At 52.6% G+C, this 25301-nt stretch carries 23 protein-coding genes and 1 pseudogene; 15 read left to right on the forward strand and 9 right to left on the reverse strand.

Going from position 1 to position 25301, the window contains the following annotated elements; translation table 11 throughout:
- Positions 1-66 precede the first annotated feature (66 nt).
- The 5 genes and pseudogenes from lon (at position 67) to LJE94_09545 (ending at position 6094) form a co-directional block, all read left to right on the forward strand.
- The gene (lon, locus tag LJE94_09525; protein MCG6910346.1) at positions 67-2415 is read left to right on the forward strand and encodes an endopeptidase La; all 2349 of its coding nucleotides are present in this window, start codon (positions 67-69) and stop codon (positions 2413-2415) included.
- A gap of 269 nt (positions 2416-2684) precedes the next feature.
- A pseudogene (locus tag LJE94_09530) lies at positions 2685-2978 on the forward strand (septal ring lytic transglycosylase RlpA family protein).
- Entirely contained in the window at positions 2952-3263 is a 312-nt protein-coding gene (locus LJE94_09535) for an SPOR domain-containing protein (GenBank protein ID MCG6910347.1), read from the forward strand. The pseudogene LJE94_09530 and the gene LJE94_09535 overlap by 27 nt, the downstream one beginning before the upstream one ends.
- The gene (gene gmhB / locus LJE94_09540) at positions 3253-3846 is read left to right on the forward strand and encodes a D-glycero-beta-D-manno-heptose 1,7-bisphosphate 7-phosphatase (GenBank protein MCG6910348.1); all 594 of its coding nucleotides are present in this window, start codon (positions 3253-3255) and stop codon (positions 3844-3846) included. Before LJE94_09535 ends, gmhB begins: the two co-directional genes overlap by 11 nt.
- Before the next feature lie 31 nt (positions 3847-3877).
- Positions 3878-6094, forward strand: coding sequence for an ATP-dependent RecD-like DNA helicase (locus tag LJE94_09545; GenBank protein ID MCG6910349.1), 2217 nt, complete (start codon positions 3878-3880; stop codon positions 6092-6094).
- Here LJE94_09545 and LJE94_09550 read toward each other — a convergent pair.
- Entirely contained in the window at positions 6089-6508 is a 420-nt protein-coding gene (locus LJE94_09550; GenBank protein MCG6910350.1) for a DUF1178 family protein, read from the reverse strand. The two genes, LJE94_09545 and LJE94_09550, sit on opposite strands and share 6 nt — an antisense overlap.
- Before the next feature lie 390 nt (positions 6509-6898).
- Here LJE94_09550 and LJE94_09555 point away from each other — a divergent pair, with 390 nt between their 5' ends.
- The 4 genes from LJE94_09555 (at position 6899) to queD (ending at position 10799) form a co-directional block, all read left to right on the forward strand.
- A complete protein-coding gene (locus LJE94_09555; GenBank protein ID MCG6910351.1) occupies positions 6899-7465 on the forward strand; it encodes a TIGR04211 family SH3 domain-containing protein in 567 nt (188 codons plus the stop codon).
- The gene (gene nadB / locus LJE94_09560; protein MCG6910352.1) at positions 7462-9102 is read left to right on the forward strand and encodes an L-aspartate oxidase; all 1641 of its coding nucleotides are present in this window, start codon (positions 7462-7464) and stop codon (positions 9100-9102) included. Before LJE94_09555 ends, nadB begins: the two co-directional genes overlap by 4 nt.
- Before the next feature lie 157 nt (positions 9103-9259).
- Positions 9260-10378, forward strand: coding sequence for a molecular chaperone DnaJ (dnaJ, locus tag LJE94_09565; protein ID MCG6910353.1), 1119 nt, complete (start codon positions 9260-9262; stop codon positions 10376-10378).
- A 49-nt stretch (positions 10379-10427) separates the two neighbouring features.
- Positions 10428-10799 carry a 6-carboxytetrahydropterin synthase QueD gene (gene queD / locus LJE94_09570; GenBank protein ID MCG6910354.1) on the forward strand — a complete coding sequence of 124 codons (372 nt, stop codon included), beginning with the start codon at positions 10428-10430 and terminating at the stop codon, positions 10797-10799.
- Between the two features lie 9 nt (positions 10800-10808).
- Here the strand turns inward: queD and pyrE are convergent, their stop codons facing one another.
- Positions 10809-11375 carry an orotate phosphoribosyltransferase gene (pyrE, locus tag LJE94_09575; protein ID MCG6910355.1) on the reverse strand — a complete coding sequence of 189 codons (567 nt, stop codon included), beginning with the start codon at positions 11373-11375 and terminating at the stop codon, positions 10809-10811.
- Between the two features lie 253 nt (positions 11376-11628).
- Here pyrE and LJE94_09580 point away from each other — a divergent pair, with 253 nt between their 5' ends.
- The 6 genes from LJE94_09580 to LJE94_09605 are packed head-to-tail and all read left to right on the forward strand — an operon-like array spanning position 11629 to position 18008.
- On the forward strand, positions 11629-12933 hold the full coding sequence (locus tag LJE94_09580; protein ID MCG6910356.1) for a TolC family protein: 1305 nt from the start codon (positions 11629-11631) through the stop codon (positions 12931-12933).
- On the forward strand, positions 12930-13601 hold the full coding sequence (ftsE, locus tag LJE94_09585) for a cell division ATP-binding protein FtsE (GenBank protein MCG6910357.1): 672 nt from the start codon (positions 12930-12932) through the stop codon (positions 13599-13601). Before LJE94_09580 ends, ftsE begins: the two co-directional genes overlap by 4 nt.
- Complete coding sequence (gene ftsX / locus LJE94_09590) at positions 13601-14482, forward strand: permease-like cell division protein FtsX (GenBank protein MCG6910358.1); 882 nt, start codon at positions 13601-13603, stop codon at positions 14480-14482. Before ftsE ends, ftsX begins: the two co-directional genes overlap by 1 nt.
- 7 nt (positions 14483-14489) lie before the next feature.
- On the forward strand, positions 14490-15662 hold the full coding sequence (locus LJE94_09595) for a peptidoglycan DD-metalloendopeptidase family protein (GenBank protein ID MCG6910359.1): 1173 nt from the start codon (positions 14490-14492) through the stop codon (positions 15660-15662).
- An 11-nt stretch (positions 15663-15673) separates the two neighbouring features.
- Positions 15674-17029: a S41 family peptidase gene (locus tag LJE94_09600; GenBank protein ID MCG6910360.1), complete on the forward strand. Its 1356-nt coding sequence runs from the start codon at positions 15674-15676 to the stop codon at positions 17027-17029.
- Positions 17022-18008, forward strand: coding sequence for a divergent polysaccharide deacetylase family protein (locus LJE94_09605; GenBank protein ID MCG6910361.1), 987 nt, complete (start codon positions 17022-17024; stop codon positions 18006-18008). Before LJE94_09600 ends, LJE94_09605 begins: the two co-directional genes overlap by 8 nt.
- A gap of 17 nt (positions 18009-18025) precedes the next feature.
- On the opposite strand, the gene prmA is transcribed toward LJE94_09605, so the two are convergent.
- From prmA to LJE94_09640, 7 genes are all read right to left on the reverse strand, one after another.
- Entirely contained in the window at positions 18026-18964 is a 939-nt protein-coding gene (gene prmA, locus LJE94_09610) for a 50S ribosomal protein L11 methyltransferase (GenBank protein ID MCG6910362.1), read from the reverse strand.
- Between the two features lie 172 nt (positions 18965-19136).
- Entirely contained in the window at positions 19137-20411 is a 1275-nt protein-coding gene (locus LJE94_09615) for a radical SAM protein (GenBank protein MCG6910363.1), read from the reverse strand.
- Positions 20408-21283, reverse strand: coding sequence for a carbon-nitrogen hydrolase family protein (locus LJE94_09620; GenBank protein MCG6910364.1), 876 nt, complete (start codon positions 21281-21283; stop codon positions 20408-20410). Before LJE94_09620 ends, LJE94_09615 begins: the two co-directional genes overlap by 4 nt.
- A gap of 30 nt (positions 21284-21313) precedes the next feature.
- Positions 21314-22312: an ABC transporter ATP-binding protein gene (locus LJE94_09625; GenBank protein MCG6910365.1), complete on the reverse strand. Its 999-nt coding sequence runs from the start codon at positions 22310-22312 to the stop codon at positions 21314-21316.
- A 1-nt stretch (position 22313) separates the two neighbouring features.
- The gene (locus LJE94_09630) at positions 22314-23351 is read right to left on the reverse strand and encodes an ABC transporter ATP-binding protein (protein MCG6910366.1); all 1038 of its coding nucleotides are present in this window, start codon (positions 23349-23351) and stop codon (positions 22314-22316) included.
- A 5-nt stretch (positions 23352-23356) separates the two neighbouring features.
- A complete protein-coding gene (locus tag LJE94_09635) occupies positions 23357-24247 on the reverse strand; it encodes an ABC transporter permease (GenBank protein ID MCG6910367.1) in 891 nt (296 codons plus the stop codon).
- Positions 24248-24263: 16 nt separating this feature from the next.
- Positions 24264-25280, reverse strand: a complete 1017-nt coding sequence (locus tag LJE94_09640; protein MCG6910368.1) for an ABC transporter permease — start codon at positions 25278-25280, stop codon at positions 24264-24266.
- Positions 25281-25301 lie beyond the last annotated feature (21 nt).

Below are 25301 nucleotides of genomic sequence, written 5' to 3' on the forward strand. Positions count from 1 at the left end.
GATCCCCCTTGGCGGATCGATTGATGGAATACCGGGCGCTGCCCAATTTGAACAGCGGAGGAAATCATGGCTGACCAGAATCCCAGCATGGACTTCGATCACAGCAAACTGCCGGAAGTGTTACCTATTTTGCCCCTGTATGATACCGTTCTTTTCCCCAAAATGGTCCTACCTTTGGTCGTCATGCAGCAGGAATCGGTTCAACTGATCGACGATGCCATGTCCGGCGATCGTATCATTGGACTCGTGGTTTCTAAAAACCCGTCCGGCGAAAAGCAGTCTTCTCAGGATGAACTCTACAGCATCGGCACCAGTGCGCTGATTTTGAAAATGGCCAAAACCGACGACAATAGATCGCAAATTTTGGTTCAGGGGCTTTCCAGGTTCGAGGTTTCGGAATTTGTCGGCGATAAATCGTACCTCATGGGAAAAACGAAATACATCGAAGAAAAGGAAGAAAAAAATACCGAAACCGAAGCGTTGATGTCCAACATCATTCACCTTTTTTCAATGGTTGTGGATCTGTCCCCCGTACTGCCGCCCGAAATCAGCGCCATGGCCAAGTCGATACAGGAGCCGGGCACGTTGGCCAACATGGTCGCTTCCAGCATCAGCGCGACCGCAGAGGAAAAACAAAAAGTTCTGGAAGCCGACAATGTAAAAAACCGACTCAAGGAGGTCATGCGGCTGGTCAATCACCAACTGAAGGTATTGGAACTGGGCAACAAAATTCAGTCTCAGGTCAAGGGAGACATGGACAAAAGCCAGCGCGAATACTATTTGCGTCAACAGCTGAAGGCGATACAGGAAGAGCTCGGAGAAAAAGACGATACGGCGGTCGAAATCGAGGAATACCGCACCAAGATAAAAGAAAGCCGACTGCCGGAGGAAGCAGCCAAGGAAGCGGAAAGAGAGCTGAACCGCTTGTCCAAGATGCACCCGTCGTCTGCGGAATACACCGTCGCTTCCACCTATCTCGACTGGATGACATCCCTCCCGTGGGAAAAAAGCACGACCGACAACCTCGATATCAAAAAGGCCCGCAAGCTGCTGGATGAAGACCATTTCGGCCTGGATAAAGCCAAAAACAGAATTATCGAATACCTGGCGGTAAGAAAACTGAAACCCGACTCAAAGGGGCCGATTCTTTGCTTTGCAGGCCCTCCCGGTACGGGAAAAACCTCTTTGGGAAACTCCATTGCCCGGGCCCTCGGTCGCGAGTTTATCAGAATTTCTCTGGGCGGTGTCAGGGATGAAGCTGAAATCCGTGGCCACAGACGCACGTACGTGGGAGCACTCCCCGGCCGGATCATCCAGGGGATAAGGCGGGCCGGATCAAACAACCCCGTATTCATGCTCGACGAAATCGACAAGGTCGGCAGCGATTTTCGGGGTGACCCGTCGTCCGCGCTTCTAGAGGTGCTGGACCCGGAACAAAATTTTTCCTTTTCCGACCACTACCTGGACGTTGCCTTCGATTTGTCCAAGGTTATGTTTATTACCACGGCCAATGTTCTCGACACGATACCGCCCGCATTGCGTGACAGAATGGAAGTCCTGCAGCTTTTAGGGTATACCGCCGATGATAAGGTAAAAATTGCCAACCGCTACCTGATTCCGCGCCAGCGAAAAGCGCACGGCCTGAAAGCGGACCAGATAAGATTCAGCAATGGGGCTGTAAAACGCATCATCACCGGATATACCCGGGAAGCCGGCTTGCGCAACTTGGAGAGGGACATCGCCACGATTTGTCGCGGTGTGGCCGCCGGCATTGCCGAAGGAAAAATGAAATCCGTCAATGTCAACGTTGTCAACCTTTCAAAGTACCTGGGACCGGTGAAGATTGTTGCCGAAGCCAAGGCCAGAATCTCCACACCGGGCATCGCCATGGGGCTGGCCTGGACCCCGACAGGCGGTGAACTTCTATTCATCGAAGCGACGGCGATGAAGGGCCAGAAAGGGCTGACGCTTACCGGACAACTTGGTGATGTCATGAAAGAATCAGCCACGACCGCCCTGAGCTATATCCGCGCCAACGCCAAATCGCTCGGAATCGCCGAGGACTTCTTCGACACCCATGATCTTCACATCCACGTACCGGCCGGCGCCATCCCCAAAGACGGACCCTCCGCCGGCGTTACCATGCTGACCGCCCTGGCGTCCCTGTTGACCAACAAAACCATAAAAAAGGACCTGGCCATGACCGGCGAAATTACCCTGCGGGGACAGGTTCTGCCTGTGGGTGGAATCAAAGAAAAGGTCTTGGCGGCACACAGAGCCGGCATCAAAACCATTGTTCTGCCGCAATGGAACCAGCAGGACCTTGAAGAACTGCCCAAGAAAGTTCTAAAAGACGTCAAATTCCATCCCGTGGAAAAAATGGGTGATGTTTTGAAGATAGCCCTCGGCAAGTAAAGACGCTGTCATTTTTAGCGTATTATTTATCGGTAATTGAATCGCCCATTTCTGGGTTGAGGCCCTGTCATCGGTATGCTTAAGACCGGAGTTTAATCGTGAGGAAAACGTTCAGCAACTGGATAATTTACATCGGCCTGATCTGCTTTTTGATGTCTGTTGCCAGCAGTTGCAGCTTACGCAGCCCCCAACCGGCAGCCACCCCCGGCAAGCCCAAACCATACCGTGTGGGAAAAACATGGTACTATCCTGTTTCCAATGCCACCAATTTCAGGCAGAAGGGAAATGCCTCCTGGTACGGCCAAAAATTCCACGGGAAAAAAACATCCAGCGGCGAAACGTATAACATGTATGCCATGACGGCGGCGCATAAAACGCTGCCCCTGGGAACCTACGTTCGCGTGCACAACCTCAATAACAGCAAATCGATCGAGGTCCGCGTCAACGACCGCGGTCCGTTTGTACGCGGCAGAATCATCGATCTATCCTATTCGGCGGCAAAAGAACTGGATATCGTTGGACCGGGCACGGCACCGGTGGAAATCGTCGCCCTGGGAAAACCCGGTTCATCGGGAAGCGGCAATAATACCACGTATGAACCCGTCGATTTCTACTCAGGAAATTTTACGTTCCAGGTGGGCGCTTTCAGCCAGAAGGAAAATGCCGAGCGCCTCAAAAGAAAACTCGAAAAAAAATACATAAACGTTCATATCGTTCCCTATGATGACGGTAAGCGCATCATGCACCGGGTACGTGTCGGCAGGGCGTCTTCGTTGAAACAGGCGGAGGAATACGAAACGACTCTTATACAGCAGGGCTTTGAAGGAGCCTTCATCGTTGCCGAATAACACTTCCGACCCGGTCGTTTTCCTGGACAGAGATGGTGTCATCAACCGCGATTCGCCCGCCTATATTAAATCGCTCGCTGAATTCGAATTTTTACCCCGAAGCCTGGAAGCCCTTTGCAAGCTGACCGCCAACGGCTTCAAAATCATCCTCATCACCAACCAGTCTGCCATCCACCGGGGCATGCTGCCCATGGAAACGCTCGAGAACATGCATGCCGCCATGATGGATGAAATTCAGGCCAATGATGGAAAAATTGATGACATTTTTTTCTGCCCGCACACACCGCAGGAAGGGTGTGCATGCCGCAAGCCGAAACCCGGTATGATCCATCGGGCGAGGGATAAGCACAACATCGATCTTTCCGCGGCCTGCATGGTGGGCGACAGTGCCAAGGACATTGTCTGCGCTCGGCGAGCCGGTGTTGGCTGTTCGATATTGGTGAAAACCGGTGATTTTGCCAGGGCGCAACAAGAGCTGAACAACCAAAAAATCGCTCCCGACACCATCGCCCGGGACCTGTTCGATGCCGCGGACTGGATCATCGAACGATATCGAAAAAATCGGCAGTCGCCATCGGTATAAGCGCTTTATGCAACTTTGAGGGTACCCCTGAATGGCAGAGCAATCAACAACCCTGGAAGGCCAGCTGGTTCACATCACTTATTACAACCGTGCCAACCATTACCTGATTGCCAAGTTCAGGGAAAGCGACTCCAACAGCCAAATCAGCATACTGGGATATTTCCCGGATCCAAGCCTGGGAGAAAATCTGCGCATAACGGGTACGTGGCAAAACCATGCCAAATACGGAACCCAGTTTCGGATAGCGTATTATGAAATAATGCTCCCTGAAACCCCGGACAGCATCCGCCAATATCTTCTTTCGGCACAAGTCAAGGGGCTTGGACCTAAAACGGTTGCGCGGATCATTCGCCATTTCGGAATGAAAACGCTGGAAGTCATTGACCGGACGCCACAACAACTGACCGCTGTCAGGGGCATCGGCCAACAGCGTTTGCAACAGATTTCCGATTCGTGGAAGGCGCATCATACCCTGCGAGACCTGCTGTCCTTTCTTCGCGGTAACGGGGTTGACCTGTCTTTCAGCACCAAAATATTCAGGGAATACGGCGCCGACGCCATCGATATCCTGCAAAAAGACCCTTTTAGAATTATCAATGACATTCCGGGAATCGGCTTTTATGTAGCCGATCAGATTATAAAAAACGCTGGCGAACCCATCGACGAGCTCAAGCGGGCCAAGGCCTGTGCCGTTTACACCCTTAACCGGGCCGCCGATGAAGGGCATGTTTTCATTCAGGCAGGCGAGATCTTGAAACGCTGCGCCAAGGGCTTCGGCATTAATGGCGACCTGATGTCCGACGCCCTCGATGATCTTGCTTACGAAGAAGAAATAAAGATTCGGGACGGCGGAACAGATTCAAAGATCCCCAATGCCGTCGACAAAAGCGATACAGCCGTTTACCTGAAGGATTTGTTTCTTGCGGAGCAGGGCAGCGCAGAAAAATTGGCCGCAATGCTGTGCGTAAGGGACCATGCCCCCCTCTTGAATGCCGACAGAATCAATCGAGAAACCGTAAAGAAGCTGGCCATAAAACTCTCTGCAGAACAGCTTGACGTGGTGGGAGGCGTTTTGTCCGAACGCGTGGCCGTTATCACCGGCGGACCGGGGACCGGAAAAACCACCCTCATCCGAGCCATTGCCGCCGTTTTCGATGCCCTCGGGATGAAAACGGCACTGGCAGCGCCCACGGGCAGGGCAGCCCGACGCATTTCAGAGGTCACGCACAAAAAAGCCGCCACTATCCATAAACTGCTGCAGTACAACCCAATGGAAATGGTTTTCGAGAGGAACCGGGACACACCCCTAGACGCGGATGTCGTCGTTGTCGATGAAGCCTCGATGGTCGACATACATTTGATGCACAACCTGCTCGACGCCATTCCGGTTACGTCAAAACTGATTCTGGTCGGCGACACGTCTCAGCTGCCGTCGGTGGGTCCGGGAAATGTCCTGGCCGATTTGATCGACTCAAAACGCATCAAAACCTACACGCTCACCAATATTTTTCGGCAAGCCCGGCAGAGCAAAATCATCATCAACGCCCATCAGGTGTGCCGGGGCCGACTGCCCGCACTCGAGGAAACTGAACCGGGAGAACAGTTCAGCGAATTCAACTTCATCGAAGAAAACAACCCGGAACGGGCTGCCAAAAAGATTGTTCAGTTGTGCAGCAAGACGATCCCCCGAACACTAAAACTCCATCCCGTTCAAGATATCCAGGTGATCACGCCGATGCACAAGGGTGTCGTCGGCACACTCCAACTGAACAAGCTGCTGCAAAAAAGCATGAATCCGAACCCTGCGCCCAGGTCATCAACCGGCATACGTTTCAAGTCTGGTGACAAGGTTATGCACTTGAAAAACAACTACCAAAAGGAAGTCTTTAACGGTGATATCGGTGTGGTGGCATCGGTGAATACAACCAAAGCGGCTATGGAGATAGACTACGACGGACGCATCGTGCCATATGAATTATCCGAAACCAATGAGTTGACCCTGGCCTACGCCATATCCGTCCACAAATCTCAAGGATCCGAATATCCCGTCGTGGTTTTGCCGCTCTTGACCCAGCACTACATGCTTTTACAGCGAAATCTATTGTACACGGCCATAACACGGGGAAAACAGTTGGTGGTGATCATCGGCAGCCGCAAGGCCGTCAACATCGCCCTAAAAAATGACAAGCCGCGTCTGCGTTCTTCCCGGCTGGCGCAACGGATCGCGGTATCAAAAGACAGCTCATGAGTCAGAATCCGAAGAAGCAGGCAGAGGAACCTTGAAAAAGGGAATGCCCTCCTCCTTCAGGGTTTTTTCTTCTTCCTTGGTGCTGACGCCCCTGATATTGCGTGGTTCCTCGACACCATAGTGAATCTTCAAGGCCTCTTTCGCAAAGTCGCATCCGACGTTATCGAAATTTTTTTCAACATATTCCCTCAATTCCCGGCCGACGCTTTGCAAATCCGGCTGCTGCCGGATTTTGTCCGGCAGAGTGGGCGAACCCTTTATGGCAAAAGATGAAGGCTTTTTCGTCACAGAGGTTACGTTGCAGACGGGGCAGGCCACCATCTGCTTTTTATTCTGGCGTTCGAAGGCCTTGTTGTCCGCAAACCAACCCTCGAACGTGTGTCCATTGGTACATTCAAGATCGAATACTATCATCGGTCAATTCCCGCTCAGACGCCTTGACTCTTGGACCCTCAGGTTTTTGCAACACTGGGGTTTGTTCCTCCGGAAAATTCGGATAATTCACTATTTTAATACGTAAAAGTAGCATAATTCGTCGCAGATTAAAAGAAATTATTGACAGCATCCTCGTTTTCAACACAAAATACAGACGTGGTCAAAGGTATGCGTCTTAGCGCTTTTTCTGCCTAAAAGATGGCGGCGACGCCTGAACGTCTCAACGAAATTTTTTCAACATAGGAGTCAAGAATCTTAGGGGAACGAAACGATATGCGTTGTAAAATCAAACCTGTTGGCATTTTCTGCTTCTGCATCCTCATGCTCGCCGTTTCCGTAAATGCTGAAACACAATATGTCAGCGACGAAATGCATATAACTTTCAGATCAGGACCCGGGAACGACAGGAAAATCATCAAGCTGCTGGTTTCAGACCAGGCCGTTGAGGTAATGAAAAAAGAAAATGAATGGGCCCTGGTCCGCTTGCCCGATGGTAGGGAAGGTTGGGTGCTGCACCGCTACCTGACCACGAAAGAGCCCTGTGACACGGTATTGGCACGCCTGCAGTCCGAACATGCGACCATGCTTTCTCGCGCGGATACCCTTGAGGAGGAAAATGATGCGCTGAAAAAAAAGAATGCGACGCTTACGGCCAACCTGCAGGCCACCCGGGAGGAAAGGGATAAAACCAACAAAGCGTTTGGAGATCTGAAAAAGGAATCCGCTGCCTACCTGGAACTGAAATCCAAATACGAAAAGACCGCCGCCAGTTTATCCAAACAAAACAAGCGCGCCGATGCCCTGGAGGATGAACTGACCACCCTCTCGAACAATCACAGCATAAAATGGTTCCTCAGCGGAGCCGGCATACTGATACTGGGCGTTGTCATGGGGCTAATCTCAAGACCGAAAAAGCAAAGGTCTTCACTGCTATGAAAGATAATTGGGACTTCCTCGTTATAGGCAGCGGTGTTGCCGGGCTGACCTTTGCCCTTAAAGTGGCCGAGTTCGGCAGCGTTGCTGTCATCACCAAAGAAGGCGTGATGGACAGCAACACCAGTCTAGCCCAGGGAGGTATTGCATCCGTCTTCGGCGAGCTCGATTCTTTTGACCTTCACATTCAGGACACCCTGGCATCTGGAGATGGTTTGTGCAACCGAGAAGTTGTTGAAATGGTTGTAAAAAACGGCCCTGAAAGGATCCGTGACCTTATCCAGCTCGGCGTCCATTTCAACCTGGAGGATGAGGAGGCTCCGGCTGGCACCCCCCTCCGCCTGGACCTGGGCCGGGAAGGCGGTCATTCCAAAAAGCGGATTGTGCATGCCGAGGACATGACCGGCAGGGAACTCGAACGCGTGCTGGTGGAACATGTCAAAAAGCACCCCAATATCGTCTTGTTCGAAAACCATATTGCCATCGACCTGATTACACGCTCCACGCGTATGCAACGGGGGATGGTCACGACCGCCCACGAGGATATATGTTGCGGCGTATACGTTCTCGACCAAAAAAACAATCAGGTAAAAACCCTGCGCGGTCAGATCACCCTGCTCGCCACCGGCGGGACCGGAAAGGTATACCTCTATACCAGCAACCCGGATATCGCCACCGGAGACGGCATTGCCATGGGCTACAGGGCCGGCGCCACCCTGGCCAACCTTGAGTTCGTGCAGTTTCATCCCACCTGCCTCTATCATCCGAATGCAAAAAATTTTTTGATCTCGGAAGCCGTCAGGGGCGACGGCGGCATACTCGTGGATAATGCCGGCATCCCGTTCATGCACAAATACGACCCGCAAAAAGACCTGGCCTGCCGGGATGTGGTCGCCCGGGCCATCGATACCGAACTGAAAAAAAGCGGGGCCGACTCGGTATTTTTAGACATATCCCATAAGCATTCGTCGTTTATAAAAAAACGCTTTCCAAACATTTACCGCCGTTGCCTGAAACTCGGCATCGACATGACTGTCGAACCGATTCCCGTCGTCCCGGCCGCCCATTACATGTGCGGCGGCATTGCAACCGACACGGAGGGTAGAACCGACATTAAACGGCTGTATGCCTTGGGTGAAACGGCCTGCACCGGACTGCACGGGGCCAACCGGTTGGCCAGCAACTCACTGATCGAAGCGCTTGTGTACGCTCACAATGCCGCACGACAAGCGGTTAGGGAATTGAAGCGCGAAGACACTGAATTGATTTCGCCCCTGCCGGAATGGGACGAGGTGGGGACAACCGACAGCGACGAAGGGATTATGGTGGCCCATAACTGGGATGAAATCCGCCGTCTGATGTGGAACTATGTAGGCATCGTTCGCTCCAACAAGCGTCTGGCAAGAGCGAGCAGGCGCATCGATATCATTCAGAAGGAGATCCAGGAGTATTACTGGAACTTCAAGGTAGCGCCCGACCTGATTGAACTGCGCAACATCGCGACCGTTGCAGAACTGATCATCAAGTGTGCCACTTACCGCAAAGAAAGCCGGGGGTTGCACTACAATATCGAATATCCGCAAAAACACGACTCGCGATGGCTCAAGGACACCCTTACCCGCAGATCCTTTCTCGACTGATCCAATCTTGTTCCGGGATGAATTGACAACCCTGTTTTTTGCATTATTTTAGTTAATTAATTGGACAGGCCCGGAGCCCTCTCAACGTCGTTCTCGCTGACAAAGGCGAACAACCCCGTTCCGTTCATTAAAGCGGAACACGATATGTGACAATTCAATGCCATCTAAAAGAGATTACTATGAAATCCTGGGTGTGGATCGTTCGGCATCCGACACCGAAATAAAAAAGGCCTACCGCCGACTCGCCCTCAAGTTTCATCCCGACAAGAATCCCGGTAATCAGGATGCCGAAGAAAAGTTCAAGGAGGCCGCAGAGGCCTATGAAGTGCTCCGGGATGGAAAAAAACGCAGCATCTATGACCAGTATGGCCATCAAGGCCTGGAAGGTGCCGGCTTTTCAGGATTTGGCGGGTTCGAAGATATTTTCTCCAGTTTCGGGGATATCTTCGAAGATTTCTTCGGTTTTGGGTCCGGTGGCCGTTCCGGCCGCACCCGAGGTCACAGAGGGTCTGACTTGCGGTATGATCTTTCCATTTCTTTCATGGACGCCGCCTTCGGTACGGAAACTGAAATCGACGTGGAAAAAATGGAGACCTGCCCGACATGCGAGGGCAGCGGATGCGAACCCGGAACCTATCCGGAAACCTGCAGCAGCTGCAATGGACAAGGTCAGGTTTCAAGAAGCCAGGGATTCTTCACGGTTCGCACCACCTGCCCCACTTGCCGTGGCGCCGGCCAAACCATCGCCAGTCCGTGCCAGTCATGTCGGGGTTCCGGTCAGGTGCGGACCAGCAAGAAAGTCTCTGTTAAAATACCGGGAGGGGTGGACACAGGTTCCCGGCTGCGCCTTTCGGGAGAAGGGGAAGCAGGGCAGCATGGCGGGGGACCGGGAGATCTTTATATCTTTATTCATGTTCAGCAGCATGAATTTTTCGCCAGAAACAATACGGACATAATCTGTGAAATACCCATATCCTTTGTCCAGGCAACCCTGGGAGATGAAATCAGCGTTCCCACGTTGAATGGGGAAAAATCGCTTAAAATTCCCAAGGGTACCCAACCCGGCGCCACCTTCCGACTTCGGTCCGAAGGCCTCCCCTCTTTAAGGACAGGACGCCGCGGGGACCAGATCATACAGGTGGCCGTAAAGACCCCGACCCATATATCCAAAAAGCAGGAAACACTTTTAAGGGAATTTGCCCGGCTGGAAAGCAACAGCTTGTCCGACAAGCTGAAAAATATCTTTAAAAACGGTAACGAACGCGTCGCCCAATAACCACCCGGCCGCATCAGGCGGGCCATTCGTCAAAGGACAATTTATCAGAATGTTCGAACTAAAAGTCACCAGCCATTTTGCAGCGGCTCACCAGCTCACGATGGTTGCCAAAAAATGCGAAAATCTGCACGGGCACAACTGGAAAATAGAGGTGCGTATTGCCGGCAACCGGCTGAACAGCGCCGGCGTTGTGATGGATTTCGGTGAAATCAAACAGCAAGTCCGTGCCATCATGAAAACGTTGGACCATAAGTTCCTCAACGATCTCGAATACTTTCACGATGGAAACCCGTCATCTGAAAATATAGCCAAGTATATCGCCGAAACGCTTCAGATAAAAATTACCAATCCGGACGTATGGGTTGCCAGCGTCACCTCATGGGAATCGGAGGACGCCTGCGCCACTTACTTTCCCGAATAAAATCGTGTGTCACGATTTATGGAGGCTTTTCCAGTATGCCACCAATTCATCCCGGGTAATAATTGCGGAGATATCCGGAACATGCTCGCGGATGTTGTCAACCCCGCCTTCCTGCCGGTCCACCAGGATAACCGCCTTAACCACCACCAGGCCTTCGGATGTGGCCCGCTCAATCGCCTTGATGGTTGATCCCCCCGTGGTGGCGACATCGTCGATGATCACCACTCGGGACCCCGCTTCCAGGTCGCCCTCGATCCAGCGAATATCGCCGTGATCCTTTTTCTCTTTCCGTATGGAAAAGGCCTGAAGCGGCTTTTCTTTCAACGCCGACGTGTAAGCCGTTGCCACCGCGATGGGATCGGCTCCAAAGGTAAGCCCCCCAATGCCGCAGACATCCAATGTTTTCACCGCATTATAAACCAGGTTTCCCACAAGGAACATGCCCCTCGGACTCATGGTGGTCGGTTTGCAATTGACATAGAAGCGGCTCATTTTTCCTGAAACCAGCTTAAAAGTTGGTTCTTCGCTGAAGCGGAACGATTTGTCGCACAGGGTTTTAATCAGTTCTTCCTTCATTCCCGACCGTCCTTTATCTCCTGTCCAGGACAGCGTCCAAAACAAGAAATGGTTGATTTAATTGCATTCATCAGGTAATAAAAAGCCTCCACCGAATGGAAGAAGCGGGTATAATGGGCTTCAGTGGAGGCTTCTGAGAAAGGAAAACTGATGACAGCACTCCTCGATCTCGATAGAAATTTAACAACTATTGCCAAACAGGTCAAACCAAAATCCATCTACAGGATCACACCCCGGATAGGATACTAACCCCATGAAAGTCGATCGAACAATTGCCCTTACGCTAATCCTGGTCGCCTGCATGTGTCTCATAACGCCCATCGATGGTTTCGGCCAGACCGATACAAGCGCCCCCTTGACGCTGCAGCAGGTCATTGACATGGCCGTCCAGGCCAATATCAGCATCAAGTCGTCCAGAGAAGAAACCAACGCCGCTGTAGCCACCAAAAAACAGAGCCGCACCGGCTTTTTTCCGACATTCAACGCAACCTATCAGTATACGCGTAACGACGAGGATACCGCCAGGAAGAGTCTCTTTACAAATTTAGATGAGTATTCTTTTTCAGCATCGGTCACCCAACCGCTGTTCGCCGGTTTTTCCATTGTAAATCGGTACGAAATGGCCGGTTACGGCGTCGAAATCGCCCAGGCCAACGAACAGTTCGTACGGCAGAATGTCGTTCTGCAGGCCAGAACGGTGTACTTTACGCTGTTGAAGGCCGAAAAACTCTTGAAAGTGGCCCAGGAAACCGAAAAGCAGATTGAAGCCCAGAAGAACGTGGCCAAGAATTTCTATGAAGTGGGGATGTCGCCCCTGAACGACCTGCTCCAGGCGCAGGTCGAACTGGCCAATGCGACCCAGAATGTTATCCTGGCCCAAAACGATCTTGAAAAAGCCCGATCCGACCTCAACATCCTGTTGCGCCGACCGATCAATACACCTGTCGAGATCGAGGATATGCTCGATTTTGAGCCCTTTGGCCTGGTACTGGAAAATTGCCTCCAAAGTGCCGAGGAAAACAGGGTTGAAATAAAAATCGCCAACATGGAAATCGTCCTGGCGGAAAAGGATGTCAAGCTGGCCAAAAAAGATTACTATCCATCGATTAACCTCATCGGCAGCTATTACCAGCTCGGTGAGGAGTGGGATGTGGAAGACGACACCTTGTGGGATATTCGTGCCGTGGCCTCCTGGGATTTCTGGGAATGGGGCCGAACGAGTTACGGCGTCAAGGAAAAAAGCAGCCGTTTGTCACAAGCGGCGCTCAACAAAGACAAAATTTTGGAAGACATCAGCGCCGAGGTAAAACAGGCCTATCTAAGAACCCAGGCCGCGGAAAGGTATATTGCCACGGTGGAAACCTCCATCCAACAAGCCGAGGAAAATTTCCGCATCAACGAGGAGCGCTACAAGGAGCAGGTGGCAACGGCCACCGATGTTCTCATTGCCCAAACGCTTCTTTCCCGTACCATGACCAATTACTACAGCGCCCTGTATGAATATAAAATTGCCAAAGCGACCCTCTACAAAGCCATGGGGCAGGAACTTATGGAATGAAAGCCCATGACGATGCCTTGTTACGGCTGTTTCATGTAACCAAACGCTACGGCGTGAAGAATGCCTTGCTGGATATTTCCCTGGACATCTTTAAAAACGAGTTCCTGTTTCTGACGGGTCCCAGTGGCGCCGGGAAATCAACGCTGCTCAAGCTTCTCTACCTCGGTGAATCGCTCTCCGAAGGCCAGATCTTGATCGACAAAATGAACCTCTCCAGGATTTCCCGTAACCGTGCGCCGGAGCTGAGAAGAAAACTGGGTATCATTTTTCAGGATTACAAGCTCATCCCCACCAAAACCGTATTTGAAAATGTCTCTCTGGTATTGGAAGCCCGGGGAATGGGCCGTAAATTCATCCGGAAGAAAGTTGACAGCGTGTTGCGAACGGTGGGCATGGAAGCAAGGAAAATGTCCTTTCCGCCTAGCCTTTCCGGCGGAGAACAGCAAAAGGTGGCTGTTGCCAGAGCTGTTGTGGGCGATCCAAAAATCATCCTGGCGGACGAACCTACCGGAAGCCTCGATGCCGACTCAGCCGAGACCATCATGGACCTGTTGATCAATATTCATGCCCGCGGCGCAACCGTGTTGGTGGCGACACATGACACGGAGCTGGTTCGCAGCATAAAGGCTAGGGTAATACAGCTCAAAGAGGGCAGGGTCGTACCATAATGCAATCTTTTTTTTTCAAACGGGCCTTGCAGGACATTCGCAACAACCGCTTCCTTAACACTATCACGGTGATTACCATTGCCCTGTCCGTTCTTATCGTCAGCACCTTCACCCTTTTTTTCACGAATGCCAACGAACTATTAGATACTTGGAAAAGAGGCATTCGTGCCCTGGTCTACCTCCAGCCGAACACCGACGACGCCAATCGCCTCGATCTGAAATACAACCTTCAGCAACTCAAGGGTGTCAGCGAAGCCCGCTTCATATCCCGAAAGGAAGCCCTGGCCCAAATGAAGTCACGGCTGGGGCGTCAATCCTCTTTGCTGAATGGCCTGGAACCAAACCCTCTACCGGACGCTTTCGAAGTGCATCTGCTTCCCGAATCACAAACAATGGCGGAAATCGAAAGGCTCGCCAAAACCATCGAAGCCCTGCCCCACGTGGATGAAGTTGAATACGGACAGGAGTGGATTGGAAAATTCACTAACATCATCAATATATTCAAGTTTGTCGGCTATGGCATGGGCGGCCTGTTCATTGTTGCAACCCTGTTCATCATTGCCAATACCATTCGTTTGGTTCTTTATTCCCGCCAGGAAGAGATCGCCATCATGCGCCTCGTGGGTGCCACCGACCGGTTCATAAAACTGCCGTTTTACATTCAAGGCATCTCGCTGGGCGCCCTGGGCGGCATGATTGGAATGTGCGGTCTTTACGCCGCCTTCTGGTTTTTGTCCGGAAAGTTTGGCCGGGGCTTGACGGCCGAGCTGCTGGAGGTGCATTTTCTCGCCCTCGACATATGCGTCGCAATCATTGCCGGCAGCATGTTGATTGGATGGGTCGGTTGCTATCTTTCATTGAAACAATTTTTAAAAGCCTAGTTGATATATGCTGCACGACCGCAAACATATTGCCAGTATCGACGCCCGGCGATTGCATGCAACGTGCTACTTTTTAGCGCTGTATCTTTTTTTATGTACGGCGCCCGTTCCTCTTTTTGCGGGCACCGAAGATGTAAAAACGCATGAAAAAAATGTCGCCGCCATGGAAAAAAGAGAAGCGGCCGTCCTTAACGAATTAAACGACATCGACTACGCCCTGAATGTAAAAAAGAAGGAAGTTGCGGCGCTCAAAAGTGCCGCCGCGGATATTGACGCAAGGATCGCTCTGAACACAGAACGCTCAATGGACCTGGCTGAAATGCTCGATGAAAAAAAGAACTATGCCGCCAAGAGGCTTGTGGCCCTGTATAAACTGAATCAATTGGGGAGGCTGCACTACCTGGCAACAGCCGATTCCATGTATCAGTTCTTCTACCGCCGGACCCTTCTCGAAAAAGTTCTGGAGCAAGACCAAAAACTACTGAAGGACCTGACCGACGCCACCCTTGACCTGGAGCGGATTTCAACGAATCTTAAAAGCCAGAAACAGAAAAAGCATGCCCTGCAAAACGACCTCACCCGCCAAATTAACAATATGTTGGCGGCAAAGGAAAAACGTGCCGAACTGTTGAATAAAATTCGAAACGAAAAGTCGCTTGAGCTGGCTGCCATTCAGTCATTGGAACATTCGGCCAAGGCACTCAACGAAAAAATCAACCGGCTGCAGGTTGACGTCGAACCAACCGAAGAGGACCAGGTCGCGCACGCTAAAATATTCAGCGACCTAAAAGGCTTGCTAAAAATGCCGGTAAAGGGTAAAATCACTCATTTTTTCGGTACATATACCGATACGCGCTTCAATCTAATCAATTTCAGAAGCGGCATTAACATAAAAGCGGACCGGGGGGAACCCGTGCATGCCGTGTTCGGGGGAACCACCCTTTATGCCAGCTGGTTCAAGGGATATGGCAACATGATCATCATCGATCATGGAGACCACTACTACACCGTCTACGCCCATGCCGAAGAACTTTTTAAAAAGAAGGGTGATCCTGTTAAGGCGGGTGAAGTCATTGCCACAGTAGGCGACAGCGGATCCATGAGCGGCCCCGGTCTTCACTTTGAAGTTCGATACCACGGAAAGCCGGTTGACCCCATGCAATGGATTCGAAAATCCTAAAAGGAGAAATAATGCCCATAAATCGTCATAATAGCCATCGGCCGTGGCTGATCATTGGTATCGTCATCATTCTATGCACTGTTGGAAGCGGCTTCTACCAAAACCTTTCCGCGGAGGACGAAGAAACCTACAAGGGCCTGAAAGTTTTTTCTGATGTCATTGAACTGATTCAGAAAAATTATGTCGATCCCGTCGATACACAGAAACTGATCGAAAAGGCCATTCAGGGAATGGTAAGCAGCCTTGATCCGCATTCGGCTTTGTTGCCGCCGGATGACTTTGAAGAACTGCGCATCGACACCAAGGGGAAGTTTACCGGTATCGGCATCCACATTACCATGCGCAACGGGTATGTAACCGTCGTATCGCCCATCGAGGGAACTCCCGCTTACAAGGCCGGCATCAAGGCCATGGACAAGATCGTTAAAGTGGACAATATGGAGACTACCGATCTGAGGGATGCCGTCAACCGGATGAGGGGCCCGAAGGGAACGACGGTCGTTGTCACGGTTGTCAGGGACGGCACCCCGGATCCCATCGAATTCACCCTTGTGCGCGATGTCATTCCCATTGAAAGCGTGAAAAAAGTAACGCTCAAACCAGGATATGGCTATGTCTGGATCACCAATTTCAGGGACAAGACCTCCGACGATCTAATTGATGCCCTGGATAATCTGGAAGCCGAAAATCCTTCCATGAAGGGTCTCGTGCTTGACCTGCGCAACAACCCCGGCGGCATTTTAAACCAGGCCATAAAGGTTTCCGACATCTTCCTGGAAGATGGCACAATCCTCACCATCAAAGGCCGGGAAGGCAAGCATTCCAAAACATTTAAAGCCACTCCAAACGACAAAAAACGGAATTACCCGCTCGTCGTGCTCATCAACGGAGGCAGCGCAAGTGCTTCGGAAATCGTTGCCGGTGCCCTTCAGGACCAAAAGCGCGCCCTTATTCTCGGCACGACCTCTTTCGGCAAAGGCTCCGTTCAGACCGTAGAAACCCTGCGGGATGGCTACGGCCTCAAGTTTACCATTGCCCGCTATTATACACCCAGCGGCAGGTCGATTCAGGCCAAGGGCGTTGTACCTGACATCTCCGTTGACTACGAGCGTCTGGAAAAGAACGGTGAAAAAAATGACCGAGAGGATGTTTTGAAGGAAAAAGACCTGAAAAATCACCTCGACGCCAAACCGCTGAAAGGCAAGCAAGATACCGATTTGCAGAAGAAAAAGAAACTGGAAGAAAAAGAAACGCCGCAGTCGCCCGATGCGCTCATGCGTACAAGGCTTATGGAAGACAACCAGGTTTTGCGCGCGCTCGAAATTCTGATCAGCTACGATATTTTTAAAGAAAGTCAGAATGGCTAACGCGAAGGCGAAAAAGACCCAGAGGCAAAAAAAGAAGCCGCGCAACAACAAGCCGCCAAAAAGAAAAGCCGCGCGCAAGCGAGCCACCGCCACCTCGCAACTGCTAAGGATCATTGCCGGACTCGCCATCCTGACCCTCTTCGTGGTTGCCGCCGGCGTTCTTTTGCATTACCTGCTTCAAAGAGGCAATCCACCCCTTGGGGTTACGCCGCAGATCGATTCGCAGACCACCCGGCCGTTTGAAATCTATCCATCTGTCGATCATCCGCCTAAAAAGACGGTTACATCCGCCCCGCCGGTACATCCAGAGCTTCCCAGGGTCGCGATCATCATCGACGATGTCGGCTACGACCGCAAGGTCGCAGCAAAATTCATACGTCTCGACAAGGCCTTCACCATTTCCATTCTTCCACAGAGCCCTTTTACGAAGCGAATCGCCAAAGATGCCCGTAAAAACGGCCTGGAAATCATGCTGCACCAGCCCATGGAACCCAACGAATACCCTCGTGTAAACCCCGGCCCTGGCGTTCTGCTCACCTCCATGTCTCCGGATGAAATCATCGAGCAGTTGAACGCAAACCTGAACGCCGTTCCGGGGGTCATCGGCGTGAACAATCACATGGGCTCAAAAATGACCAGCGACGCACCCCAAATGCGCCAGATATTCTCCGTTTTAAAGCGAAGAAAGCTCTTTTTCATCGACAGCCGGACAACCGGTGATTCCAAATGCAGGCTTTCCGCCAGTCTCCTTCAGGTTCCCTTTGCCGAGCGGGATGTATTCATCGACCATCGGCAAAATTCCGCCTTCATCCACAAACAGCTAAAGGAACTGGTACGCATCGCCAAAAAACATGGCACGGCAATCGGCATCGCTCATCCGCATGCGTCCACTTACGATGTTTTGCAGGAGGTGTTGCCTGAAATGAAGAAAGAGGTTGAAATTGTGCCTGTGTCCCGACTCGTGAAAACCGTTTCGTAAAGCAACCCGGCGATCTGTCACACTTTCGGGTTTCGGACCGCATACCTGCCCGCAACGGCGATCCACTCTTCGCGCCGTAAGATCTCCAGAATCTCGTAACCCGTTGACCGCATGTTATCCGTCAACGCTTGTTCATGACGGCGGATAATGCCCGAGCAGACCAGGATGCCGTTCTTTTCCAGGCGGCTGTGGATGTTGCCCAGCAGTTCCTGAATGACATCAAAAAGAATGTTGGCGGCGATGAATCCAAAACGCCCGCGAATCCCCTTTGCCAAGTGGCCCACGCGCATATGGTATATCCGGCGGTCGATGCGATTGAGCCGCATGTTTGCATCCGCAACCCGGACGGCAATTTCATCGTTGTCGATACCCAGAAGTTTTTCCGCCCCCGACTTGGCGGCGGCCAGCATCAAAATGCCCGACCCGGTGCCCACGTCGAGAAAAGAGGTACCCTTTTTCAAATACCGTTCGATCAGGCGGACGCACATGGCTGTCGTTGGATGGGTGCCCGTACCAAAGGCCATGCCGGGATCGATTTCCAGAACCACCTCGCCCGGTGCCCGTCTGTACTCCCGCCAGGTCGGCTTCACCACAATGCGCTCCGTTATGTGCTCCGGGTGGAAAAAGGCCTTCCAGGATTCGGCCCACGCTTCTTCATCGATGCGGCGCACCTGAAGGTCGTAAGAAAAGCCCTCCTGCCGGCTGAGCTTGGCGACGCCTTCTTCCAGAATGCGGCTTGCTTCTGCACACCGCTTTGTTTGGGCAATGTATCCGGTCACACCGTTGCGTGCCGGCGGGCCGACGGCATCCCGGCCCCACCCCTCGTCGGGCGCAAGATCGGGGTCGTCGATCACCACGCCTTTCAGCCCGAGGCCGTAAAACAGGTCCGCAATGAGGTCCGTGACCAACTGTGCCTCGTCACTGTCGAACAATACTCTAATTTCAAGCCAATCCATTATAAAAATATTCTAACTGTCTATTCTTTTATCCCGATGTCTTTCCGTAAAAGCAACGGTTGGTCATGCCTGCCGATCAAAAATTCACGGACGGATGTGAACATTCACAAATCTGCGGCGAAGCCGCCGGTCAACATAACTGGTTTTTATTTTTTCTAAAATGCAAAACCAGTTATGTTGGGGGATTGAAGTAGCCATGCCTGACATCGGGAAACCGGCACCGAACGGCCTCGATCGCCGCCTGCATGCCCAGGGCCGGCTCGAGCGGGCACACCCGGTCCATAGCCTCCCAGTAATGCAGGGGATCGAAGTTGAGATTGCGCCATTGAATCATGTGGATCGGATAGTCCGCCAAAAAGGCGGCCAGACTTTCCATCTCACCCGGCGTATCGGTGAACCCGGGCAGGTTCAGATAATTGATGGCCACATGCCTGCCGTGCTGCAAGGCCGTATCGATACTTTTTTTAACATCATCGAACGTATACTTGGGGTTGAAATAGGCCCGGTAGCAAGGCTCGCGGACGCTGTTCAAACTGATGCGCACGCTGTCCAACCCCGCTTCGACAAGTGTTTTCAGCGCATCCGGCAATCCGCCGTTGGTGTTCATGTTGATAGTTCCCCGGTTTGTCGCGGAACGAATCAGGCCAATCGCCGGACCGATCACCCCTGCTGCCGTAAGCGGGTCTCCCTCACAACCCTGGCCGAAACTGACAACGCAATTTTCCACCCGGCCGATGTGTTCGAGGGCCACAGCGGCGATCTCTTCCGGCTTGGGCGTAAAATCGATGCGCTCCTGGCTGCAATGAATTTCCGTCCCCTGCTGGAGGGACAGACACCCCAGGCAGGCCGCGTTGCAGGCCTTCGCGGCTGGTAGAGGCGCTTCATATCGTCCTAGAAAAAAGTTCTTACCGGCTGGACAACCGTATTCCAGCGCACAGGTTTCTAGGTGCTTTCTGAGCCGATTGCCCGGCAATTTTTTACGCATTGCCTCGACGCCGCGGAGCACATCCGCTTGTTTCATGAACCGTAAATCCTGCCGCGGTTCAGCATCGACCAGGATGGCCGCCGATCGAAACCCTTCCTTGCCCCAACCCACGGCGCCATAGGAAAACAGGGGCAGAACGCACGCATCCCGCCTTTGCCTGTATGCACTCACGGCGGAAATGACATGTCCGGGAGAATTGAATGCCGCCACAGGAAACACATCCTCTTCCGGCGCGTAGGGATTCTTTTCAACGGCCTTGAACGATCCGCTTTCCAGGTCATACAATACCGGTGCCCGGTCCGGCAGGCGCATCAACTCGCTGCCGAAAGGCAGCTCGATGGTGCCCGTGTCCGTCAGAGGAAACAGGCTGTCACCGGCCATCCCTGCGGCAGCGTATCCCTCGAGGTCGAAAATGTCGCCCTCTTCGTTGGACACGATCGCTGTAATCAATGCGTCCGTCATGTCCCGGACCTCAAATCGTCTCCTTGAAACCCAGCCACTGAGATTGCCGCCGGACACGCATCATAGGCCTGGGTTTGATACTCAAACCGGTGGGCTTCATGAAAAAAACTGCTCATCACCCGGCTGACGCCACAGGTTCCGTATCTTCGGGCCTGGTCCACCTGGTCCAAATCCAGCATGCTCATCAGATTCTCTGGGAGTTGGCCGGCTTCCTGCATGATCCGGCCTTCCGGATCGATGATCACGCTGCGGCCCACCCCTCCCGGCCTGGTCCCGTTGACGCTGACAACATAGCACTGATTGGCGGCTGCCGCCGCCTGGCAGAGAATGAGTTCTTGGCGCCGGTCCTGGGTGACCGTTAATGTGGGTATCAGCACGATCTCGGCACCCTTCCAGACCAGGTCTCTGATCACCTCCGGAAACCAGAGGTCATAACAGATGCATAAACCGACAATGCCGACACCCGCCACCTCGAAGGTGATGGTACGATTGCCGGCAGCGGTTTTCTCATGGGGGCGCCAGGGATACATTTTTCGGTAAACCGCTACCAGGCTGCCAGATGGGTCGAAAACCGGGGCGGTGTTGAAGATGCGATCTTCCGCTTTTTCATAAATTGACCCGGGAACCAGGTAAATTCCCTGCTCCCTTGCCAGTTTTGAACAAAATGCCGTAATCGGGCCCGGGATCGCTTCGGCCGTATCCGCCATGGGCCCCACACCCGAAATAATCAGCTCGGGAGCACAAATCAATTGGACCCATGAACAACACGACTTGATGGCCTCGACTTTTTTAGCCAGGGCGTCGAGATTGGCCTCAACATCCGCATGACACGTTTCCATTTGGCAGGCGCCAATGCCTAAAAGTCGGCTCATTTGCTTTCCTTTCGGGATGTTTTTCTGATATCAGCGATACTGGTCTGCTTGATGCTGCAATTGTTGGTGATAATGGCAACGAACCCAATTGCCCGGCTTGATCTTATCCTCCCGCGGGGCCTCTTTTCTACAGCGCACAGTGGCATGCTTGCACCGTGGATGAAAGCGGCATCCTTCTGGCGGTTGCAGCAGACTCGGCACTTCTCCCCCCAGGATGGCCATCTGACCGCGCCGGGTAGGGTCTGCCACCGGTACGGCGTCCCGCAACGCTTTGGTATACGGATGCCGTGGAGATGCAAACAACGCGTTTGAGTCCTGAATCTCCATTATTCTGCCGGCATACATCACGGCAACCCGATGACAAATGTGTTCCATGATGCTCAGATCATGACTGATGAACAGGTAGGTCAGTTTCAACTGTTCCTGCAAGTTCGTCATGAGGTTGATGATCTGGGCTTGAACCGAAACATCGAGAGCAGATGTCGCTTCATCAAAAACGATGAATTCGGGTCTAGTAGCCAGGGCACGAGCGATACAGATACGCTGCTGCTGTCCACCGCTGAATTCATGGGGGTATCGAAAGAGATGTTCCGGGCGCAGGTCAACCATATTCAACAGCTCGGTAGCCCGCTGTACATATTCCTTTACACCGATACTAGGGCATATAGCCAGTGCCTCACTGATAATCTGCAAAACCGTCATCTTGGGGTTGAGCGATGCCCGAGGGTCCTGGAACACCATCTGCATTTTTGGCCTGAAAAGCTGAAAGCCGTTATCCGCCAGGTGTTGAATTTCTGTTCCATCATAACAAATTTTTCCCGATGTCAACGGAGCCAGTTTCAATAACGTCCGACCCAGGGTGCTCTTGCCGCAGCCCGACTCCCCCACCAGCCCGAGGCACTCACCGCGAAAGACATTCAGGCTTACATCGTCGACCGCTTTCACCCATGCGCGCACCCTGCCCATCAGCGATTTTTTTTGCGGAAAATAGGTTTTAATTTGATAGAGTTCGATCAACCGTTCCGCCATATCATTTTCTCGACAACGAGGTACCGTACATATGGCACGCTACCAAGTGGCCCTCCCCCTTTTCTATGTTTTCCGGCTTTTTCAGACGACAAACTGCCATAGCGTGCCGGCACCTTGGATGAAATCTACACCCGGCCGGTGGGTTGGCCAGATCGGGAATCATCCCCGCCACATATTTCAACGGTTCTACATTGCCCAGCCTCGGAACCGCATCGAGCAACCCCCGGGTATAGGGATGTAAGGGCTTTTGAAAAATGTCCAGGGTAGCCCCAATTTCCACGATGCGCCCGCTGTACATCACGGCCACCCGTTCACAAATCTGGGCCGCTATCCCCATATCGTGGGTGATAAATAAAATAGCCGTCCTCTTTTTCAGAGACAGTTCCTTTAATAATTTCAAAATATGGGCCTGAACGGTCACATCGAGTGCCGACGTAGCCTCGTCGGCAATCAGGATCTCCGGTGAGCTTAAAAGCGCCTGTGCAATTTTGTAGCGCTGGGCCATACCGCCGCTAATTTCATGGGCATATGCCTTCAGCAGACGCCCGGCATCGATCAAGCCTACCTCGGCCAGTTTATCCCGCGCGATTCTGCGTATGGCGGCATTTGCCTTCATGTTCCGCCGCCGGCACAACGTGTCGATTTCATCCTGCAAGTACATACGGATCAACCTGAATATTTGTTCGCCCAGGGTAAACACCGGATTGATGCTGGACTGGGGGTTCTGGAAGATCATCGTGATGGATTTACCCCGCATCCGGCCGAGCGACTTGTTGGAGAGCTTAAGCAGGTTTTTTCCGTCAAACCTTACCACCCCTTTGCGTTGCTGGGAAAGCCGGGGTATCAAATTCAGGATGGTTTTAGCGGTCACGCTTTTTCCGCAGCCGGTCTCACCAACCAAGGCCAGTACTTCTCCGGGATATAGTGAAAAATCGACCCCCTCCAGTATTCTATAGGTTCCCCGGGAGCCCCTGAAGTCCACCTCCAGGCCCTCGACACGGAGCACGGGGCCCCTCTGCAGGTCTTTGTTCCTTGTCATCACGGTTAATTCGGGTCCAGAATATCCTTCAAGGTATCACCGAAAATATTGAAAGCGGTTACCAGCAAAAACATGGCAAACCCGGGCACGATCGCGATCCACCATTCACCCAGAATATTGGGGGCTCCTTCCCAAACCATGAGTCCCCAGTCGGCACTGGGAGCCTGGGTTCCCAGCCCAAGAAAACTCAGAACACCGATGGCGATGATGGCCGGTCCTATGTCCAGCATCATCATGACAATCACCGGTGTCAAAATGTTGGGCAGCAGATGGCGAAACAGGATATAGATCCTCCCATAACCAAGCATCTGGGCGGCTTCGACGTAAAGCATGTTTTTTATGGATAGTACCTCGCCTTGGACCAGCCGTGTGTACCAGGGCCACCAGGGGATGATCAGGGCCACCAGAGCTGTAATGGATCCGGCACCGACGACGATGGATACCCCCATAGCCACCAGGACCGACGGAAACGAGAGGACGAGTTCCGCCGTACGCATGATGACAGCGCCGGATACTCCCTCCCGGTAACCGGCCCACAAACCCAGGGGCACCCCGATGAGCGCTGCCATCAGCACGATGAAAAAGCCTCCGAACACGGAGATGCGTCCGCCGTAGATAGCCCGGCTCAAAAGATCGCGTCCGTAGGTGTCGGTTCCTAAAAGGTGTTTCCTGGAAAACGGCTGCAGTCGGTCCTCAAGGTTCACCGATCCCTTGCCCTGATCCGGATAGGGGGCTACCCAAGGGGCGAACACAGCGGCCAGCATGATACTCACGAGCACGAATGCCGAAAATACCGCCAGCTTTTTCTTCAAGAAAAGCCGAAAGAGGTAAACCCTTTCGTTGCGATGGTCTTGAATGGCTTTTCGGGCTATCTTGTTAAAATCAAGGGTTTCCATAAATAGCCATTTAGAATTATTGAATCCGCGGATCCACCAGGCGCCTCACGATATCGGCGGCCGTGTTGGCCAGCACATAGGTGGATCCGATGGTAAACGACACGCCCATCAAGGCCGGAAAATCCAGGCTGACGATAGCCATTAGCGCGTAATAGCCGATCCCCGGCCAGTTGAAAATAACTTCCACGAAAAAGGTGTTCAGCATTAGCAGTGCCACCGAAAGCCCAATCACCGTCAGGATTGGAGACAGAGCATTGCGCAGCCCGTATCTGAAATAGAGGGTTTGCTCACTGACCCCTGATGCCCGTGCAGCCAGAATGTAATCCTGGCTCATCACATCCAACAGGGAAGAGCGGGTCAGGCGGGAAATGAACCCCAAAGGACCCATGGTAAGGGCCGCCACCGGAAGCACCATGTGCCATATTACATTGAAAAGGGCCCTGTAATTACCCGTTACCACGGTGTCAACCACACTGAATCCCGTAATCAGTTCTATGGGGTTGGTAAACTCCAGCATGCTGTCCAGGCGGCCCTGCAGGGGAAACCACCCGAGCAGATTGAAAAAAATCAGCTGCAGCAAAAGGGCCAGGAAAAAAATGGGGATGCTCACCGCCGCCGCTGTGAACCACTTGACAGCTTCGTCCAGCCATGTCCCCTGATATACAGCAGCGACAACCCCCAGGGGGATGCCCAAAAGGCTAGTCAGGAACAGGGCCAGCAACACCAGCTCCATCGACATGGGTATTTTTTCCGATAGATCCTTGAGTACCGGCCGGTGGGTCCGCAGGGACAGACCGAGGTCGCCCTGGAACAGTTTTCCCATGTAGCGCAGGTACTGGGTGTAGATCGGTTTGTCCAACCCCAGCTCAACGCGGGCCATTTCGATTTGCTCAGGCTTGGCGTTGCCCCCCACATACAGTGCCGCCACATCACCGGGGATGGCCCGAGTAAAGAAAAAAACCAGCATGCTGAGAACCAGCAGCAGCATGACGAGCCCAGCGAGGCGTTTCAATGTGAAAAGAGCCAGGGACATGAGCATCCAGTGTAATTTACA

Source organism: Deltaproteobacteria bacterium (assembly GCA_022340465.1).
In the GTDB taxonomy this organism is placed as follows: domain Bacteria; phylum Desulfobacterota; class Desulfobacteria; order Desulfobacterales; family B30-G6; genus JAJDNW01.